This is a genomic window from Shouchella xiaoxiensis, assembly GCF_016907895.1.
GTDB classification, from domain to species: domain Bacteria; phylum Bacillota; class Bacilli; order Bacillales; family Bacillaceae_D; genus Shouchella; species Shouchella xiaoxiensis.
The window spans coordinates 290,609-309,466 of record NZ_JAFBCV010000004.1; the positions used below are offsets into that span (position 1 = coordinate 290,609).

Genomic DNA, 18,858 nt, shown 5'->3' on the forward strand with positions numbered 1-18,858 from the left:
AAAACGAATTAAAGGAGCGGATGTATATGTATCGCAAAGTAGACGATTTCTTACAAGAATGGAAAAATGAAGCGAACTTGACTAAGTCCGTACTTGACGCAGTAAGTGATGAGAAGTTAGGACAAGCAATTGAAGAAGGGCATAATACACTTGGTTGGCTCGGCTGGCATTTAACGACGACACCGTTGTTTTTTGCGGGGGAAATGGGAATCAAGTTAGACGTTGATTTACCTGATACGCAGCCGAGCAGCGCTTCGTTAATCGCAAGTTCGTATGAAAAGATGAGTGAAGCTATTCTCAATGCGGTAGAAGCGAATGAAACAGATGACTCAATTGTCGAATTCGTCGATGCCCTAGGCACACAAATGCCTAAAAGCGCAATCATGCGAATGTTGATCAACCATCAAACCCATCATCGTGGTCAAATGACCGTCTTACTTAGACAAGCAGGCTTAGCAGTTCCTGGCGTGTATGGTCCAACGAAAGAACAGTCTTAACTCAAACAAATGAAGCAAAAACAGTTGAGTATACTTGATACTCAACTGTTTTTGGCATGTGTAGCCGAGAACCGACAATTTTTTAAAAATAGCATATTGTTTATTGGGAAATATTCTATTTTTCTTACATTTATTATGGAATGAGGTATAATGGAAACAAGTTGAAAGGAGGCCAATAAATGTCATCTATCGTACGTGCGGAAAGAAGTTGGCGCAAAGGTTGTCGAATGGTACAGCTGTATCATCGCTCGCTCGGTTGATCAAGCCGTGCTTCTGCAGATGGAAATCAAACAACTCCTAGAGAAATTGGAACAAAGCGACAGGATCCTTGCGTATTATTCGCTAGTGGAGTACCGATTCAACATGATGATTTATCAATCAACAAATGAAGACGAAGGCGACGAAATGCTTCGTCGCGTCAGTGCAACAGCGGAAGAGTCAATCGATAATATGCTCCGCTACCTGTATTACTTTGTAAGCGGTCAACATGAATTTATGCATGAACGCTATCGCTCAGCAATAAAGCTGTTTCGAAAAGCTGAGCGTCTGCTCGAGTATGTGAATGATGAGGCGGAAGAAGCGGAGTTTCATTATTTTATGGGGGCAGCACTTCAACGAATTGACCATAATGCTTATGCAGCCTCTTACTTGGAGGACGCAATACTAAGCTTTCAACGCTTGCAGTATACCGAGCGAGTATTGTATTGTTCCAATTTATTAGCAGGTATTTTTTCAGAGGCACGTATGTTTGAAAAAGCAGAAGAAATGTTAGTAGAGTCTATCCATACAGCGAAGTTCTATCCGTACACTAAATTAATTTTGTTAAGAACGTTGGGGATTAATGCGTACCGCAAAAAGGACTTTCTTGTTGCTAAAGGACATTATGAAGAAGTGTTGAAGGATGAAAAATATTCTGGTCAACTTATACATATAACAACTCATTATAATCTTGCCAGAACATTGTTTCATCTAAGGGAAGATAAAAAAGCAGTAACACATTTAGAAGTTGCGAAAAATGGTTCATTGCTGTTGAACCTTAAAGAATACTCGTTACGATGTCAAATTCTTGAAAATATCTACGTTAATAGAAATTATAATCAGTTGTTAGAGGAATTAAACCAGTTAGAAGAGATGCATTTTTACTACGAAGTTAATGAACTGTCAGAAGAACTTTCTGCCTATTTTCAAGAAAAGGAATCTTTTAAGCAAGCATTCTCATTTCCGCAGAAAGCCTATAATGCTAAGCAGAAGGTCTCAACATTAGGAGTTGATCAAATTTGAAGAAATGGATTTTTATTATAGGTATCGCTATTGCTTTATCCCTGCCATCAATAAGTGAATCTGCTGGTGATGATATGAGTATTCAATCGCTTGATAAGCCTATTACCGGACTATAATAATAAAGCGAAAAATAACAATTGGTTTAATTGTTTCGATGCTTCACTGGACAGTTCATCTGTTGAAGATTTTGGTATTCAACCGTTTGAAAAAACAAGTCCATTACATTAAAATCGCTAACTTTTGCAAACACGCCTTCCATAAGGAAGAAGCGTGTTTTTTGTGTTTCTTACTAATCGACAGTCAATCAGTTCCCGCGTTTATAATCTCTTCACGCTTTTTACAAAACCTTAACATAGCACTCAAATTGGCTTAATAATGAGCTCGTATACTTACGTTGTAAGACAGATACCGCTTAGATACAGGGGGAGAGATGAAAAATGAAGAAGCTCAAATTTGGAACGATTTTAGCAGCATTTTTATTAACGGCTACAGCATGTGGAACGGATAACACTGACACAAATGGTGGAAATGGTGATGATTCTACTGGCGAATCAAATGGTGGAGATTCTGCTGAGGAAGCATCAGGAAGTATTCTTGTAGCTGGATCAAGCGCGATGGAACCGCTTGTTGCAGCAGCAAGTGAAGAATTCATGAATGAGAATATGGAAGCAAGTATTTCTGTTCAGGCCGGTGGATCAGGGCAAGGTCTTTCTTCCATCGCTAGTGGCCAAGTTCAAATCGGAAACTCTGACGTATTTGCGGAAGAAAAGGAAGATATTCCAGCTGAAGACTTAGTTGATCACCGTATTGCGGTTGTTGGCATGGGGCCTGCTGCACATCCGGAAGTAGGTGTTGAGGATCTTTCAACAGAAGACATGATTAGCATCTTCACCGGTGAAATTACGAACTGGAGTGAGCTTGGTGGAGCAGATCAAGAAATCGTGTTAGTCAACAGACCAGATTCTTCAGGAACGCGTGATACATTTGTGAAATACGGTTTAGAAGACAATGAGCCGGCTTCAGGAATTACCGAGGACTCTTCTAATACAGTTAGACAAATTATAAGTGAAACGGAAGGCGCGATCGGGTATCTAGCTTTCTCTTATTATGATGAAAGTGGTGCCGTTCTTCCACTATCCGTTGACGGTGTTGAGCAAACAGATGAAAACGTCATGTCTGGTGATTTTCCAATTTGGGCTTACATGCACTCCTATACAAACGGAGAGCCTGAAGGATTAACTAAAGCGTTTATTGATTATTTAATGAGTGATTTCGTGCAGGATGAATTGATTCCTGAGATGGGCTACATTCCGGAAACAGGGATGCAAGTTGAACGCAATGCTGCTGGTGAAGAGTCAGCTAAATAATAGAAATAGAAAAAAGCGCCGCTTTCTTTTTTGAGTAGGCGCTTTTATCTCAGACCGCTTTTAGAGTGAAGATCGAGGGGGAAGAAATCATGCCATCTTCAGTAACTGTGGCAGACCGTTTGCTAGACAAGAAAAAAACAATGAAGCGTGAGCGCAAAGGCAAGCTCATTGTTTACACTTGCGCTGCTTTAATTATTTTAACAACACTCGCGATAACGACGTTTCTTGTCATTCGAGGATTGCAGGCTTTCGTCATTGATGGCGTAAACCCAATTCATTTTTTAACAAGTTTGGATTGGAATCCGACTCGTTCGGCTGAACAAGGAGGACCATCCTATGGTGCACTTCCTTTTATCTTTGGTTCCTTTGCTGTCACCATTCTTGCGGCGCTGATTGCGGCACCTCTTGGTATTGGTGCTGCGATTTATATGACTGAAATTGCTCCGAGCTGGGGCAGAAAAATTCTTCAGCCAGCAGTTGAACTGCTTGTTGGAATTCCTTCCGTTGTTTATGGATTTATTGGTTTAACGCTTTTTGTTCCTTTTGTTCGAGAATATGTAGGAGGACAAGGTTTCGGATTACTAACCGGAATGATTGTACTCTCGATTATGATCTTACCGACCGTTACGAGCATTGCGACAGATGCTTTGAGAACCATCCCTGCAGGAATGCGGGAATCATCGCTTGCCCTTGGAGCGACGCGGTGGCAGACGATTCGACGCGTGATTGTTCCTGCAGCAGCTCCAATGTTATTAACGGCTGTTGTACTTGGAATGGCGCGTGCGTTTGGTGAAGCGTTAGCTGTGCAAATGGTTATCGGAAATGCCCGTACAATTGCTGAGTCATTGGTTGATCCAACTGCAACACTAACGACAATCATCACGCTGAACATGGGTCATACGGTACCTGGAAGCACTGAAAACAATGTTCTTTGGTCGCTTGGTTTAATTTTACTCGTCATGTCCTACTTGTTTATTATTCTTGTACGTTTCTTGTCATCTAGGAGGAAGTTTTCATGAATAAAAAGTGGACAGATCAATTAGCAACTACGGTGTTTACTTTTATTGCTATCCTTATCGTTGCGGTATTGGCTGGTTTATTAAGTTACATCTTATATAGAGGGTTTAACCAACTAAGTCTTGATTTCTTAACAACACCGCCAAGTTCATATCGGGAAGGCGGAGGTATTGGACCGCAGTTGTTTAACTCATTTTACATTTTATTTTTAACAATGGTCTTTACGGTTCCTCTTGGTTTAGGTGGAGGAATTTATATGGCTGAGTATGCGAAGCCTGGAAAAATAACTGATTTTATTCGCACATGTATTGAAGTGCTCGCATCGCTTCCATCAATTGTTGTTGGTTTGTTTGGACTACTTGTGTTTGTTCAATTAACAGGCTGGAGCTATTCAATCTTAGGTGGAGCGCTCGCACTGACGGTGTTTAACTTGCCGGTCATGGTTCGCGTCGTGGAAGATTCAATTACAAGTGTTCCACGTGAACAAAAAGAGGCGAGCTTGGCGCTAGGGATAACGCATTGGGATACCGTCAAAACAATCATTCTACCTGCAGCGTTTCCAGGAATCTTAACGGGGATCATTCTTTCAGCAGGACGTGTCTTTGGTGAAGCGGCAGCGCTGCTGTTTACATCAGGTGTTACCACGCCAAGACTGGACTGGATGAACATTAACCCATTTTCAGAGACGTCACCATTAAATGTTTTTCGTCCAGCGGAAACATTGGCTGTTCACATTTGGAAAGTAAATACGCAAGGCTTAATACCTGATGCAAGGGAAGTCGCAGATGGAGCAGCGCTTGTTCTCATTATTGCTGTGCTGCTATTTAATTTACTAGCCCGTGTACTCGGACGCTTTGTTCATCGTAAATTAACATCTTCAAAATAAAAAGGAGGAAGAACAAATGGCGACACTGACCGTTCAAAAACAAATAGAAGAAGAAATACCTACAGTTGATCAGAAGAAGCTCATTTTACAAGCTGATGACGTTAATATTTATTACGGAGATAACCACGCGGTTAAACATCTCTCGCTCGATATAAATAAAAATGAGATTTTGGCTTTAATAGGACCTTCTGGATGTGGGAAATCAACGTTTTTGCGAAGCATTAACCGAATGAATGATTTAATTCCATCGGCTCGGGTTACAGGGAACCTCTCCTATGAAGGTGTCAATTTATTAAGTGAAGAAGTCAATGTTGTTGCTTTGCGTAAAGAAATTGGCATGGTGTTCCAGAAGGCAAATCCTTTTCCAAAATCAATCTATGAAAACATTACGCATGGATTACGTTTTCATGATGTCCGAAAAAGAGACTGGATTCACATCGTAGAGGATTCATTGCAAAAAGCAGCGTTATGGGATGAGGTAAAAGATCGTCTGCATGATTCTGCGCTTGAGCTATCGGGTGGGCAGCAACAGCGGCTTTGTATTGCTAGAACACTTGCGTTAAAACCAGAAGTTATACTATTGGATGAACCTGCCTCAGCGCTTGATCCAATTGCGACAGCGAAAGTGGAGGAGCTGATGATTGAACTTAAAAAAGACTACACGGTTGTTGTCGTGACTCACAATATGCAGCAGGCATCGCGAGTATCAGATCGGACTGCTTTCTTTTATAACGGTGAATTGATTGAAACAAATCCAACGAGCAAGCTGTTTAGCAATCCCGATCATGAGCAAACGGAAGCCTATATTTCTGGGCGATTCGGTTAAGGAGGCAGCATATGCAAACGACGCTGACAAAAACACAGAACATCTATGACGTTAAAGATTTTAATTTATGGTACGGCAGCAATCAGGCGTTAAAAAACATAACGCTAGAATTAGGTGAAAAGCAGGTTAGCGCTATCATTGGCCCATCCGGTTGTGGGAAGTCAACGTTTATTAAAACATTGAATTTAATGTCGAAGTTAAATCCATCAATCCGTATGGCTGGTGAATTAAATTTCAGAGGCGAAAATCTGCTTACTTCATCAATGGATTTAGCTGATTTACGAAAAACAGTCGGTATGGTGTTTCAAAAACCGAACCCATTCCCAAAATCAATCTATGAAAACGTTGCATACGGACCAAGAATTCATGGGATTCGTAATAAAAAAGAATTGGATGAAATTGTGGAAACAAGTTTAAAAGGCGCTTTTCTTTGGACAGAAGTAAAGGATCGCTTGAACAAAAACGCAATGGGTTTATCAGGTGGACAGCAACAGCGCTTATGCATTGCCCGGGCCTTGGCAACAAAACCGGATGTGCTCTTAATGGATGAGCCAACAAGTGCACTGGATCCCTTATCAACGACAAAAATTGAGGAGTTAATTACGTCATTACGTGAAACGTATTCAATCGTTATCGTGACGCACAATATGCAGCAAGCAGCACGTATATCGGATGAAACAGCGTTTTTCTACATGGGTGAATTAATTGAAAAAGGGTCAACGCAGCATATCTTTTCAAATCCTGATCATAAACGTACGGAAGATTATATTTCTGGCCATTTTGGTTAAAAGGAGTCTATTATGTTAAGAAGTTTATTTCATCAACAGCTTGATGAGGTTGCAAACCATATACAGGAACTTGGCAGCGCTACGTTAGCGCAACTTGATTTAGCAATTGCTAGCTTTGCTAATCAAGACGCGGCTAGTGTGGCAGCTATCATTGATAATGATAAAAACATTAATAAAAACGAGTTAGATTTGAATGAACGTGTTTTTGATATTATTGCTCGACAGCAGCCTGTTGCTTCAGATTTAAGAAAATTAATTGTTGTTATGAAGATTGCCGGGGATTTAGAACGAGTGGCAGACTTAGCTGTTGATTTAGCAAAAGTCTCCAAACGACTTGTTCCGTATCAGGGAGAAGCACGCCAGGAATTATCATTGCTCGCAACAGATGCTCGTAATATGGTTGCTAAAGCATTAATTGCGTATAAAAATCAGGATGTAATGGCTGCACAACAACTGGCGAAATTGGACGATGAAATCGATGAACGATTTGGTTTGTTTATCAAGCACTTGTTTAGACAGGATGTTGGAGAACCGGATGTCGAAATGATTACGCAGCTGGCTTTTATAGCGCGTTATGTTGAGCGAATAGCCGATTATGCAACCAACTTGTCAGAGTGGATTATCTATGAAGCAAACGGACAGCACTTTGATTTAAACTAACGAAGATTCCATAATCTTCGTTTTTTTGTTGCTTTCGTCTTATGCTATACTATTGGTAGAAACTGTGAAGGAGGGCATTGCATGATACCTGCCCAGACCTTTCGAATTATTGTTGCTTTTCATGGGGCGGTTTGGCCGTTGTTTTTTATTGGTGCAGCCGTTTGGCTTTTTTATACTTGGTACGGTCTGAGATCGGGGCGCTTGTTAGTCGCCTCATTTGTCCGTATGACCCAAATCCTGCTCTTAATGACAGGACTCATCTCTCTTTATATGTATCAGTTTATGCCTTTTTATATTGTAAAGGGGATTATCGCGCTGTTCATGATCGTCTTGTTTGAAATAACTCGGGTCTTGCTAAAGAAAAAAGACTATCGCAATATTCTTTCTTATGGATTATTGCTGCTCTTCTCGGCAGTGATTGTTTGGATTATGGGCGTTTATGGTCGCTAATTATAGGTGGACAAAATAATACTTAACAAGTACATAGGACAAGCCGATAAAGAGTACGAGGGTCATTCCCCTCGTACTTTTTCATTTTGAGGTGGATACAACATTGACTCAATATAATTATTTAGAAATGTTCTTAGAAGAAAGTACAGATCATCTTAAAGCGATGAATGAGCAGCTATTTTTATTAGAAAAAGCGTCAGATCCGATAAAAGTCTTGGCTGAGATATTTCGTTCAGCTCATACATTAAAAGGAATGGCAGCGTCAATGGGTTTTACACAAATTGCGAATGTAACCCATGTACTTGAAAATGTACTTGATGAGATGAGATCGGGAAAGATTGATGTTGACTCGGATAAGATCGATTTATTTTTTGAAGCGGTCGAACAATTAGAACAAGCACTTGAGCAGATTGAGACTTCAGGAGCGGAGCCAACCACGTTACAGGAGCTTGAAACAAAGCTATCTCAGCTCCAGTTAAAAAACGAAAAAGTTTCGATTGAAACAGATAGTTACGATGAGTCTACTGAACATGTGATTAATCAGGCTGTTGAACAAGGAATTCCTGTTCTAGTAATCGCTGTTACGGTTGAACAGACGGCGATGCTCAAAGGTGTTCGCGCGTATATGGTTGTGGCAGAAGTTGATCAATTTGGAGAACTGCTTCACGCCAGCCCTTCTACTGAAAAACTGGAAGAAGGCGAGTTTGAAGAAACGTTCACTTTGACCGTTGCAACTGGATTAAGTGAGGAAACAGTAGTCGAGCGATTAAGCCTTATCTCTGAGATAAGTAGTGTGAACGTGTCACCGTATGTAGGGAAGAAAGCGATTCAAGTTGAGACAAAGAGCAATGATTCAACTAATGCTGAACCTTCCTCCGTTAAAAAAACGGACGTGAAAAATCAAAGATCAATACGTGTGCAGATTGATAAACTCGATGACCTAATGTACATGTTTGAAGAACTTGTTATTGAAAAAGGAAGACTTGAGGCGTTAGCGAATCAATTAAATCATGAGGACTTAACAAGTACTTCAGAAAAAATGAGCAGGACGATCAGCCATTTACAAGATGTAATGCTATCTGTCCGCATGATGCCGCTTGAAACGGTGTTCAGTCGTTTTCCGCGAATGGTTAGACAAGTATCCAAAGAGCTCGGTAAAAATATATCTTTTCAATTAGAGGGTACGGAAACGGAAATCGACCGAGCGATTATTGACGAGCTTAGTGACCCAATTCTCCACCTGCTACGTAATTCTATGGATCACGGGATTGAGTTGCCTAAAGAACGAGTGGCAACCGGGAAGCCGGGTGAAGGAACAATTACACTTCGAGCTTACTACAGCGGCAGTAAAGTCGTGATTGAAATAGAAGATGATGGGGCAGGCATTCAACGTGAGCGAGTGCTGGATAAAGCGATTTCAAATGGGCTTATCACCCTAGAACAATCGTCTTCAATGAATAATGAAGATGTCTTCCAGCTTTTATTTGCGCCTGGGTTTAGTACGGCACAAGCCGTCACTGACTTATCAGGCAGAGGCGTTGGACTTGATGTTGTAAAAACAAGTTTGCAATCACTTGGCGGCGAGATTATGGTCACTTCAGAAGAGGGGAAGGGATCACTCTTTTCCATCGTTCTTCCACTTACGGTTTCCATTATGGAAGTGATGCTAATTGGTCTTCAGAAAGAAACATTTGCGATACCAGTTACATCAATTTTGGAAACAGCGCTATATGCTAAGAAGGATATTCAGCTATCAAACAATCAAGAAATTGTTCAAGTTAGAGGGAGATTGGTGCCCCTGTATTCATTAAATCAAGAGATGGGCCTAGATGAAAGTGATGCTGATGAAGTTCCTGTTGTTATTTTATATCAGAACAACGAGCTAGCAGCTATTAAAGTGGATACGCTTATCGGCCATCAAGAAATTGTCCTAAAATCACTAGGGTCAATTCTTAAGCAAACAAAAGGCTTGCTCGGTGCCACAATTCTTGGTAGTGGAGAAATTGCCATGATTGTTGATGCATCCGCATTTTTTACAAGCAAACGAGGTGGGGCCAATGAGTGAGAACCAGTTAAAAGTATTAGCGTGTACGGTAGGAATGGAGCAATATGGAGTTGAATTAAAGCAACTATCATCGATTGAGAAGCCAGAGGGCATAGCGCGAGTTCCAAATGTCCCTAGTATCATTAGAGGAGTTGTTCTTGTTCGTGGGGAACTTGTTCCGGTTATTGATTTAAAAGGACTGGACCAGCAAGAAAATACTGAAATAACCGCATATACACGGTTGCTTGTTTGCAAAAAAGACGAGGGCGATATGGCGTTGCTCGTCGATCAGGCTTCCGATATTGTTGATATCGTTGAAGAATCCATTAATGATGGGATCAGTACTTCGGGGAAAGAGTATCGAACTGGCATGGTTGAGACTGCTATTGGATTAATGACATTAATTGAAACAAAGAAGCTTGCTGAACAAGTTGAGCTCATCCATAGTGATTTAGAAAAAGCTAACCTCACAAAATAGGAGGTTAGCTTTTGTTTTGAATTTTTTGTTCGACAAACGTTTGACTGTTCTCGGAGAGATGAATGGAGTGCCACATCATGTAGCTCAATACCGTCCATAATTTACGGCTATAATCAGCTTGATTTGCTTTATGTGCATCCAGCATAGCTAGAATAAAATCTTTATTAAAGAGATCCTCTGTAGGGCTTTCAAGAATAAGCGACCTTGCCCATAAATACAATTCGTTCTTCAACCAGGCTCGAATTGGAACTGGAAAACCTAATTTCTTTCGTTGCACAATTGAGGCTGGAATGACTTCTTTCATGGCCATCCGCAAGATATACTTTGTTGTCTTGTGTGCAAGCTTATCATCTGTATGAAGAGAACGTGCTAATGCAAAAACCTCTTTATCTAAGAAGGGAACTCGTAATTCCAGTGAATGAGCCATTGTCATCCGATCTGCTTTTACAAGAATGTCTGAAGCAAGCCAGGTATGCATATCAATATATTGCATTTTTGTTGAATCATCGTAATGTGGGACTTGCTGATAAAGCGATTCGGTTACTTCTGTAAATGGGTGTGCTGGATTGTAAGCGTTGAGCAAGTCTGCTTTTTCTTCTTCTTTAAAAATAAACGCATTCCCCACATAACGCTGTTCGATCGGTGTTGTACCACGAATTAGATAATTACGGCCTTTTACAGAAGAAGGCAACTTTGTAGCGAAACGATTTATCGCCGACTGCATTGGTTTTGGAATACGCTTGAACCAGGCTAAATCGAGTGGCTCCCGATAGATATTGTATCCTCCGAATAGCTCATCTGCTCCCTCACCTGAAAGAACAACTTTAACATGCTTGCTCGCTTCCTTTGCAACGAAATACAGTGGAACTGCTGCGGGATCGGCAACTGGTTCGTCCATATGCCAAATGATCTTAGGCAATTCTTGTATGAACTCTTCAGGCGTAATGATTTTTGAGATATGTTTCACGCCTAGTTTCTGAGCACTTTCTTGGGCAATATTAATCTCGCTAAAACCATCAACTTCAAATCCAACGGTAAACGTGAGCAGTTCTGGATTTATTTCCCTTGCTAACGCCACAATCGCAGTCGAGTCAATACCGCTCGAAAGAAACGCGCCAACGGGTACATCAGAGCGCATATGTTTTTGGACGGAATCTCTTAAGCACTCTTCCGTTTGTTTTATTTTATTTTCACCAATGATTTTAGCTTGTGGTTGAAAGAGACGGTTGCTGTATGACTGTATTGTATGCTGGTGCTGTTTATTAATGGTTAAGGTATGCCCTGGAAGGAGCTTGTGAATCCCATTTGTTAATGTACTTGGTTCAGGTACATACTGAAAGGTCATGTAATGTTGTAAGGATTGGTGATTGATCGTTATCTCATGATGTAACAAAGGCATAATTGATTTTTGTTCGGATGCAAAGAAGAAACGTTCTTGATCTTCAAAATAATAGAAAGGCTTAATGCCAAATCGATCTCTCGCACAAAATAATTGACTTGATTCATTATCCCAGATAGCAAAGGCAAACATCCCCCGAAGTTTTTCGACCATAGCTGGTCCTTCCGCAACAAACAACGCAAGTAAAACTTCAGTATCCGATTGCGTTGCAAAGTGATAACCCTGTTGTAATAGGTTTTCACGTAGTTCAATATAGTTGTATATCTCTCCGTTAAAGACGATTTGATAACGATAGTTTTCATATGAAAGCGGCTGGATGCCATTTTTAATGTCGATGATACTTAACCGTTTAAAGCCAAGACGCACGCTGTTATTTTTGTAGACACCAGTCTGATCTGGTCCACGGTGATGGATTGCTTCCAAGGCTTGATTCCAAGTATTTTCATGTAAATAATCGTGCTTTTCTTTAAGTAATTCTCCAATAAAGCCACACACAGTTTCTACCTCCAAGATGAATTATACTTTTAACCAATGCTTGTCTAGTAAACGCTGGCCAGCAGGTTTACTGCTAACGATTACAGGGTATAAAAGGGGTAAATAAATTTAATGATTAATACAAATGGAGGGAGAACAATGAAAGAACCATTTGCAATTGATAAGGATGTACTAAGACAGCTTCAAATAATAAATCGATTAGAAGTTCGTACCGATCTTACTGTTCAATCACTCTATGCAAAGGCTGTTCTAACCTACTCCATGTATTACTTTAAAAAAGCATATTTACAAAAACAAATCGATATAGCTTTAGATGATAGAGACAAAGAGTTGTTTCATATTCTCTCGACGGAATTATCTTCACATTGTGAACAGTTCAAAAACGGTAGGACACTCCATGAGAATGGCTACAATCTTTACTTAAAATTTTAAAGCTATTAAGAGATCCGCTAGCTGGATCTTTTTTTTGAGCTTACTTTCAATGATTTGAGTTATACTATTACTAAGTGCTTTTTATAAACAAGGTATCTTAATTTGTTAGTTTGTGCATTAGCGAGCTTTTTATACACATGGACAATTTCTTTTGAATAAATAAAGGTAAGAAAGCTTCGTTTAACCAATATGAAAAGAGGAGGCGGTGTAAGATGACTACTAACGAAACCGTCTACTGTCGGACAGAGTTTGGACAGCTAATGGAAGTGCTTGTATGTGAACCACGTTTTATGGCTATTAAGGAGCCCATTAATAAAATTCAGAGAACATACGTAAAAGAGAATATTGATAAAAAACTGGCTTGTGCCCAGCATAATCAGCTTGTACAAACGCTGAAGGAACATGGTGTGACTGTTCACACAGTGCCAGCAGCTGAACAATTCCCGGAACAGGTTTTTATGCGTGACAGCGGGTTTACGATTGAAGATACGCTTTATATCGCTCGGATGGAAAGTGCAATTCGTCGTGGAGAAGAAAAAAAATTGAACGCTTTTTTAGAATCAATTGGCAAACCCTACCACATGCTAGAAAAGGGAACGATTGAGGGAGGAGATGTTATTCTCACTGAGAACACAGTTTATGTTGGTTCAAGTGGTCGGACATCGAAAGATAGCATTGAAGTGTTAAAGAATAATCACCCAAGTTTACAATTCCAGTGGATTGATTTTGATCACTCATACTTACATCTTGATTGTGTCTTTCAACCGGTTTCAAATGATTATGCCCTTATTTATGAGCAAGCAATTGAAGAAGAGTCACTGCAACTACTTAAAAAAGCGTATACCTGTATACCTGTTTCAAAAGAAGAACAGTTTCACTTAGGTGTTAATATTCTTTCGATTGGTAATGGAAAAATAATTGCTTTGCCGATGAACAAGTTTACAAATGCCTTATTAAGAGAAGAAGGATTTACAGTCATTGAAGTGGAATTTTCAGAAATTATTAAATCGGGTGGGTCATTCCGTTGTGTTACGCTGCCGGTACTACGGCATTCGATTTGAATGATTAGGGCTAAATCTGGTTACATTACGGAAAACGATCGAGAGAGAGAGGGCGTGCCGAAATGAACCAGAAAGATGGAAATTCAGCATTTCAAGAACGTCTTAAACGGATAGGGCAAGGTGGTGGAGAGGCACGTTTGCAAAAGCAACATGCTCTCGGCAAAATGAGCGCTAGAGAACGAATTAATCAATTGTTGGATCGAGATAGTTTTGTTGAACATCAACGATTTGCAGTGGGTGCAAATGGCTTGCCAGGAGATGGAGTTATTACAGGGTTTGGTAAAATTAATCAAATGGATGTCTGTTTGTATGCGCAAGATTTCACCGTGTTTGGCGGTACATTGGGCATGGCTCATGCTAAAAAGATATGCGCAATTATGGATTTAGCTGTCGAGATGAATACGCCAATTATCGGGTTAATCGATTCGGGTGGAGCGCGAATTCAAGAAGGCATCGATGCGCTTAATGGGTATGGAGAGCTATTTAAACGGAATGCCCGTTATTCGGGTCTCATTCCACAGCTCTCTATTATATTAGGTCCTTGTGCGGGTGGGGCAGCTTATTCTCCGGCATTAACAGATGCTATTTTTATGGTGGAAGAAATCAGTCAGTTATTTATAACAGGACCTAAAGTGTTGCAAGCGATAAGCGGCGAGGAAGTGTCTGTTGAAGAGCTAGGGGGCTACCGCGTTCACGCTCATAAAAGTGGTGTGGCTCACTTTGTTGCGCAAACAGAAACAGAAGCTTTTCAACAAGTAGCTCAATTTTTATCCTATTTACCGATGAATTTGCAAAAAAAATTAAGCTTGCAAGAAAATCCGAAAGAGATTTCAACATGTTTACCATTAGATGATCGCAGCGTCTATAACGTTAAGGATGTAATTGATTGTATTGCCGATCAGCAATCATTTTTTGAAATGGGAAAATCATTTGCTCGAAATCTCGTAACGGGCTTTATTCGGCTGAATGGTAAATCTGTTGGTGTTATCGCAAATAATCCAATTCATTTGGCAGGATGTATCGATATTGATGCAAGTGATAAATGTGCTCGGTTTGTGCGATTTTGTGATTGTTTTAACATTCCTCTGCTTGTTTTAGAGGATGTTAGTGGATTTATTCCAGGAAGTGAGCAAGAAAATAGAGGGCTGTTAAGGCATGGTGCAAAAATAATTTATGCATTCGTAGAAGCGACTGTACCAAAAGTAACTGTCATCTTAAGAAAAGCATACGGTGGTGCCTTTGTAGCGATGAATAGTAAAGCGATTGGAGCAGACTTCGTTTTTGCATGGCCGTCTGCGAAAATCGCCGTAATGGGATCAAGTGGTGCCTCTTCAGTACTCCAAAACAAAGAGAGCGGAAGTACAAAAGATGATCAAGCGCAATCCTCGCCCCTTTTGTCAGCTGAAAAAGGATTAATTGACGATGTTATTTTACCTGAAGAAACTAGAAAAATTCTTATATCGACATACTTACTCATCGATAAAAAAAGAAAGGCATTAGGCACTTTTCGAAAGCACGGAAATATGCCTTTGTAGTTTATTAGATGTTTTTCTTTTTCTCCTCAGCAATCCTATGGTACCATACGATTGAAGTAGATTATTGGGAGAAGAAAGTGAGTCGTAGAGTATGCTTGTTTTAACTGAAGGTTGGTTTCAATTTAGTTTAATCATATTAATGATTATTTTGCTTGCTGTGAGCTTATTAATGGTTCATGCATTTTTAAGAAAAAAAGAGCGTTACTCAAAGAAAAAAGAGCAGACAAGCTCATTCCTTACTTTTTTAAGCGTCCTTACGATTTATTTCGCTTTATCCATCTCCATGCCAGAGGCCTTCTATGCAGATGTTCTAATTACGTCTGATGATGAACAACTAGTTGAAGATGAGCATGTACGCTACTTCTCTTTTTCATCAATCTATCGCGTTCATGCGATTGAGACTGGCGCGTTTACAAGAGAAGCACAAGGTACTACGGTTCTAATAAACACGGAATTTTATCAACCGTTGTTTGAGTTAGTCGATGATGACGAATCACTGTTGCGATCTGATGGAACAGTTGATATGTCGCAATATCTGGATAAAACGATCGTCCCTGCCCTGCAGCAGCTTGACGATGAGGAAATCACGTTAACGCAGCTTTATGAACGATATCCACATCATCAATTTAGCTTTCAAGAAGAGTGAGGATGTTAGCAAAACTTGCTGATTATCTAGCAGAAAGCTACACTAGTTATGGAGGTGACGACAATGAGTCGTGATGTAGACGGGATTACACAAATTTCAACAGATGAATTAAAAGCAATCATAACAAATCAAGCAAAAGAACCTATAATTATTGATGTACGTGAAGTTGATGAATATGAAGATGGGCACTTACCAGGTGTGCCACTTATTCCAATGAATGTGATACCAACAATGGTTGATCAATTGGATCAATCAAAGAGTTATCTTTTGATTTGCAGAAGTGGGCGACGTAGTCAAAACACCGCACTGTACATGAAAGAGCAAGGGTTTGCAAATGTACGTAATTATGAAGGTGGCATGCTTGATTGGGACGGAGAGCTTACGTTTGGACAAGAATGGATTGTCAAAGATCCAAAAGAATTAGATACATGATTATAAAGAGAGCCTCTTCTTGAAAGGCTCTTTTTAAGGTTTATCAAGTCAATTTTAGGGAACAAATAAAGAGAAACGATTCTCGTATTTGGAAGGGGTTGTAGACGATGGATATGAAAAAAACAGCAACAGCAGTCGTTGTAGCAGGTGCAGTTGGAGCGATTACGGTATGCTTAACCGACGAAACAAGAAGAGAGCAGGTTAAAGCACAATCAAGAAACGTGTTAAACAAATTAACAGGAAAAACAAAGGAAGAGAAAATCAAAACATTTCAGTTAGGTAACCCACAACCTTCAACTGAAGATAGTAAAATGGTCGATGAAGGCTCATTGTATAGCATTCAGCGATACAACGAGAAGTATCAGTAGAGCAATGATAGCTGCCTCCAAGGCGGCTTTTTTAAACGAAGGAGTGGAACGCATGCTTACTATAAAAAATGAGTACATAGAAAATATACCGTTACTACTTGTAGAAGAAGAGGATTCTATCAGAGAAAAGCCTATTTTCTTTTTCTTACACGGTATTACAAGTGCAAAAGAACATAATTTACATATTGCCTATACAATTGCCCAAAAAGGTTTTCGTGTTATTTTACCGGATGCGCTTCATCACGGTGAAAGAGAAACAACTGATTCTGAGCGAATGCGCTATCGGTTATTTTGGAAAATTATTCTCCAATCGATAGAAGAATTTCCTTTGCTTGTTGAAGGTCTCGCAAAAAAAGGTCTTGCTTCGAAAGAAAACATTGCAATCGGTGGAACATCGATGGGAGCCATTACGACATTTGGGGCTTTAGCTACGTATAAATGGATTAAAAGTGCAGTCGCCTTTATGGGGGCACCTCAATATGACCAATTTGCAAAACAAATGTTTCAAGTTGCAGATGAAAGTGGTATGGATATAAAAGAAGGTGAAAAAGAAGCAATTCTTGCTAAAATAGAACCGTATGATTTATCAAGTCACTTAGAGTTGCTCAACAATCGACCACTTTTTATATGGCATGGAAAAGAGGATAAAACCGTTCCTTTTGCCTATAGTCTCGCATTTACGAAACAATTACAAGAAAGTAGTACGTTTAACAGTAACCATCTTACTTTTTATGCTGAAGATGGGGTTGATCACAAAATATCAAGAAAGGCAATGCTTGAAGCTGGAACATGGATCTCTGAAGTGATGATCGAAAATAAGCATGCGATCTATTAACTAAATGAGAAGAGAATTAGGAAAAATAGTCATCGTTATTGTTGGTTCTTTACTTTTAGCTGTTGCCTTGAATTTGTTTTTAATTCCAGCAGACGTTTTTGCTAGCGGATTTACGGGGGTAGCTCAACTGCTTTCTTTCGTGCTACCACTTTCACCAGGTATTTTGCTGTTATTATTAAATATACCAGTAGCTATTCTAGGTTGGTTAAAAGTAGGTAAAAGTTTTACAATCTACAGTTTTGCAAGCGTTGTGTTAACAACAATTTTCTTAGAGGTTATTCCTGTACATGCTTTTTCTGAAGATATTATGCTCAACGCTGTGTTTGGTGGAGTTATTGTCGCTGCTGGTGCTGGCTTGCTGCTGAAATGGGGCGCTTCCTCTGGCGGGCTTGATATCATTGTTTTAGTACTAGCAAGAGTAACAGATAGACCTGTAGGTAGCTTATTTTTTATTATGAATTCTGTCATTGTTGTCGTATCTGGACTGATGCTTGATCCGGAAAAAGCGCTATTTACGCTCATTTCAATCTATGTTACATCGCGCTTTATCGATGCGATTCATACTCGATATGTGAAGCTCACAGCAATGATTGTAACGAAAAATGCAGATCTAGTGAACAAGGCGATTCACGAACGATTAACGCGAGGAATTACGCGAATTCCTGCAAAAGGTGGATACACGTCTGAAGAAAAAGAGATGCTTGTTATCGTCATTACTCGTTATGAATTATATGACTTAAAGAATATTATTGAAGAAGTAGATCCAGCTGCATTTACAAATATTGTTGAGACAGCTAGTATTTTCGGTCTGTTTCGAAAAGATTAAGGAGGGGATTTCATGAAGGCGTGGAAATTATATGTAGCTAGTCTTTTTCTATTCACGCTTGTGGCCTGTGGTGGTCAACCAGAAGATGAAGAAGACCCTAATATTCCTACAGGAGGAGATTCAACGGTGGAGGAACCTTGGCTATTTAATGTTGATTATCAGATCGTTGATGATCATCTAAATGTCGATATGTATGTTGAAAACAATACAGATGATGTCCAAACCCTTGTATTCACATCTGGGCAAATGTTTGAAATTACGCTTGTTAATTCTGAAGATGAAGAGGTATACAGATTTTCTGACGATCAAATGTTTACACAAAGTATTCAAGAACGAAATTATGAGGCAGGAGAAACGGCAGACTTTCGTGAATCAATACCTTTAGAGAACATTGCAGCAGGAACATATATGATGACTGTAGAACTAACGGTTTCTGAAGAAACGAAGAATGTATCAGATAATCCAAGTGCGTTTACTCAATCCGTTGAAGTTGAAATTAGTCAAACTGAAGAATAAAAAGGTAGCGTTTAGCTAC

General features: G+C 39.8%; 21 protein-coding genes. 20 read left to right on the plus strand and 1 reads right to left on the minus strand.

Translation table 11 applies throughout. The annotated features are described in order from the left end of the window. The first annotated feature begins 26 nt into the window (after positions 1–26). From JOC54_RS09010 to JOC54_RS09060, 11 genes are all read left to right on the plus strand, one after another. Positions 27–497 (plus strand): DinB family protein, encoded by a 471-nt coding sequence (locus JOC54_RS09010; RefSeq protein ID WP_204465810.1) that lies wholly within the window; start codon positions 27–29, stop codon positions 495–497. A gap of 195 nt (positions 498–692) precedes the next feature. Beyond that, entirely contained in the window at positions 693–1,778 is a 1,086-nt protein-coding gene (locus JOC54_RS09015; RefSeq protein ID WP_204465813.1) for a response regulator aspartate phosphatase, read from the plus strand. Positions 1,779–2,215: 437 nt separating this feature from the next. Next, on the plus strand, positions 2,216–3,145 hold the full coding sequence (locus tag JOC54_RS09020) for a phosphate ABC transporter substrate-binding protein (protein ID WP_204465815.1): 930 nt from the start codon (positions 2,216–2,218) through the stop codon (positions 3,143–3,145). An 89-nt stretch (positions 3,146–3,234) separates the two neighbouring features. Then, positions 3,235–4,164, plus strand: a complete 930-nt coding sequence (gene pstC / locus JOC54_RS09025) for a phosphate ABC transporter permease subunit PstC (protein WP_035419671.1) — start codon at positions 3,235–3,237, stop codon at positions 4,162–4,164. Next, positions 4,161–5,048: a phosphate ABC transporter permease PstA gene (gene pstA / locus JOC54_RS09030; protein WP_204465817.1), complete on the plus strand. Its 888-nt coding sequence runs from the start codon at positions 4,161–4,163 to the stop codon at positions 5,046–5,048. Before pstC ends, pstA begins: the two co-directional genes overlap by 4 nt. A gap of 16 nt (positions 5,049–5,064) precedes the next feature. Beyond that, a complete protein-coding gene (pstB, locus tag JOC54_RS09035; protein WP_204465820.1) occupies positions 5,065–5,874 on the plus strand; it encodes a phosphate ABC transporter ATP-binding protein PstB in 810 nt (269 codons plus the stop codon). Between the two features lie 11 nt (positions 5,875–5,885). Further along, on the plus strand, positions 5,886–6,662 hold the full coding sequence (gene pstB / locus JOC54_RS09040) for a phosphate ABC transporter ATP-binding protein PstB (RefSeq protein WP_204465823.1): 777 nt from the start codon (positions 5,886–5,888) through the stop codon (positions 6,660–6,662). A gap of 12 nt (positions 6,663–6,674) precedes the next feature. Then, positions 6,675–7,322: a phosphate signaling complex protein PhoU gene (gene phoU / locus JOC54_RS09045; protein WP_035419666.1), complete on the plus strand. Its 648-nt coding sequence runs from the start codon at positions 6,675–6,677 to the stop codon at positions 7,320–7,322. Between the two features lie 81 nt (positions 7,323–7,403). Next, the gene (locus JOC54_RS09050; RefSeq protein WP_204465825.1) at positions 7,404–7,772 is read left to right on the plus strand and encodes a hypothetical protein; all 369 of its coding nucleotides are present in this window, start codon (positions 7,404–7,406) and stop codon (positions 7,770–7,772) included. A gap of 103 nt (positions 7,773–7,875) precedes the next feature. Beyond that, positions 7,876–9,837 (plus strand): chemotaxis protein CheA, encoded by a 1,962-nt coding sequence (locus tag JOC54_RS09055; protein ID WP_204465827.1) that lies wholly within the window; start codon positions 7,876–7,878, stop codon positions 9,835–9,837. Next, positions 9,830–10,294 carry a chemotaxis protein CheW gene (locus JOC54_RS09060; protein WP_204465830.1) on the plus strand — a complete coding sequence of 155 codons (465 nt, stop codon included), beginning with the start codon at positions 9,830–9,832 and terminating at the stop codon, positions 10,292–10,294. The genes JOC54_RS09055 and JOC54_RS09060 overlap by 8 nt, the downstream gene beginning before the upstream one ends. A 4-nt stretch (positions 10,295–10,298) precedes the next feature. Here JOC54_RS09060 and asnB read toward each other — a convergent pair whose 3' ends face one another. Beyond that, positions 10,299–12,188 (minus strand): asparagine synthase (glutamine-hydrolyzing), encoded by a 1,890-nt coding sequence (gene asnB, locus JOC54_RS09065; RefSeq protein WP_204465832.1) that lies wholly within the window; start codon positions 12,186–12,188, stop codon positions 10,299–10,301. A gap of 138 nt (positions 12,189–12,326) precedes the next feature. On the opposite strand from asnB, the gene JOC54_RS09070 reads away from it, so the two are divergent. The 9 genes from JOC54_RS09070 to JOC54_RS09110 all read left to right on the plus strand — a co-directional run bounded on the left by JOC54_RS09070 (position 12,327) and on the right by JOC54_RS09110 (position 18,839). Next, positions 12,327–12,620 carry an IDEAL domain-containing protein gene (locus JOC54_RS09070; RefSeq protein WP_035419817.1) on the plus strand — a complete coding sequence of 98 codons (294 nt, stop codon included), beginning with the start codon at positions 12,327–12,329 and terminating at the stop codon, positions 12,618–12,620. A gap of 212 nt (positions 12,621–12,832) precedes the next feature. Further along, positions 12,833–13,681, plus strand: coding sequence for a dimethylarginine dimethylaminohydrolase family protein (locus tag JOC54_RS09075; RefSeq protein ID WP_204465835.1), 849 nt, complete (start codon positions 12,833–12,835; stop codon positions 13,679–13,681). A gap of 62 nt (positions 13,682–13,743) precedes the next feature. Then, complete coding sequence (locus JOC54_RS09080; RefSeq protein ID WP_204465838.1) at positions 13,744–15,216, plus strand: acyl-CoA carboxylase subunit beta; 1,473 nt, start codon at positions 13,744–13,746, stop codon at positions 15,214–15,216. Positions 15,217–15,307: 91 nt separating this feature from the next. Beyond that, positions 15,308–15,862 carry a hypothetical protein gene (locus JOC54_RS09085; protein ID WP_204465840.1) on the plus strand — a complete coding sequence of 185 codons (555 nt, stop codon included), beginning with the start codon at positions 15,308–15,310 and terminating at the stop codon, positions 15,860–15,862. A gap of 63 nt (positions 15,863–15,925) precedes the next feature. Further along, complete coding sequence (locus JOC54_RS09090) at positions 15,926–16,294, plus strand: rhodanese-like domain-containing protein (protein ID WP_054793167.1); 369 nt, start codon at positions 15,926–15,928, stop codon at positions 16,292–16,294. Positions 16,295–16,401: 107 nt separating this feature from the next. Beyond that, positions 16,402–16,662 carry a YbyB family protein gene (locus JOC54_RS09095; RefSeq protein ID WP_035419659.1) on the plus strand — a complete coding sequence of 87 codons (261 nt, stop codon included), beginning with the start codon at positions 16,402–16,404 and terminating at the stop codon, positions 16,660–16,662. 52 nt (positions 16,663–16,714) lie between these two features. Next, positions 16,715–17,497 carry a prolyl oligopeptidase family serine peptidase gene (locus JOC54_RS09100; protein ID WP_035419657.1) on the plus strand — a complete coding sequence of 261 codons (783 nt, stop codon included), beginning with the start codon at positions 16,715–16,717 and terminating at the stop codon, positions 17,495–17,497. Between the two features lie 4 nt (positions 17,498–17,501). Next, entirely contained in the window at positions 17,502–18,323 is an 822-nt protein-coding gene (locus JOC54_RS09105; RefSeq protein ID WP_035441858.1) for a YitT family protein, read from the plus strand. 12 nt (positions 18,324–18,335) lie between these two features. Next, positions 18,336–18,839 carry a BsuPI-related putative proteinase inhibitor gene (locus tag JOC54_RS09110; RefSeq protein WP_204465843.1) on the plus strand — a complete coding sequence of 168 codons (504 nt, stop codon included), beginning with the start codon at positions 18,336–18,338 and terminating at the stop codon, positions 18,837–18,839. The last annotated feature ends 19 nt before the right edge of the window (positions 18,840–18,858 follow it).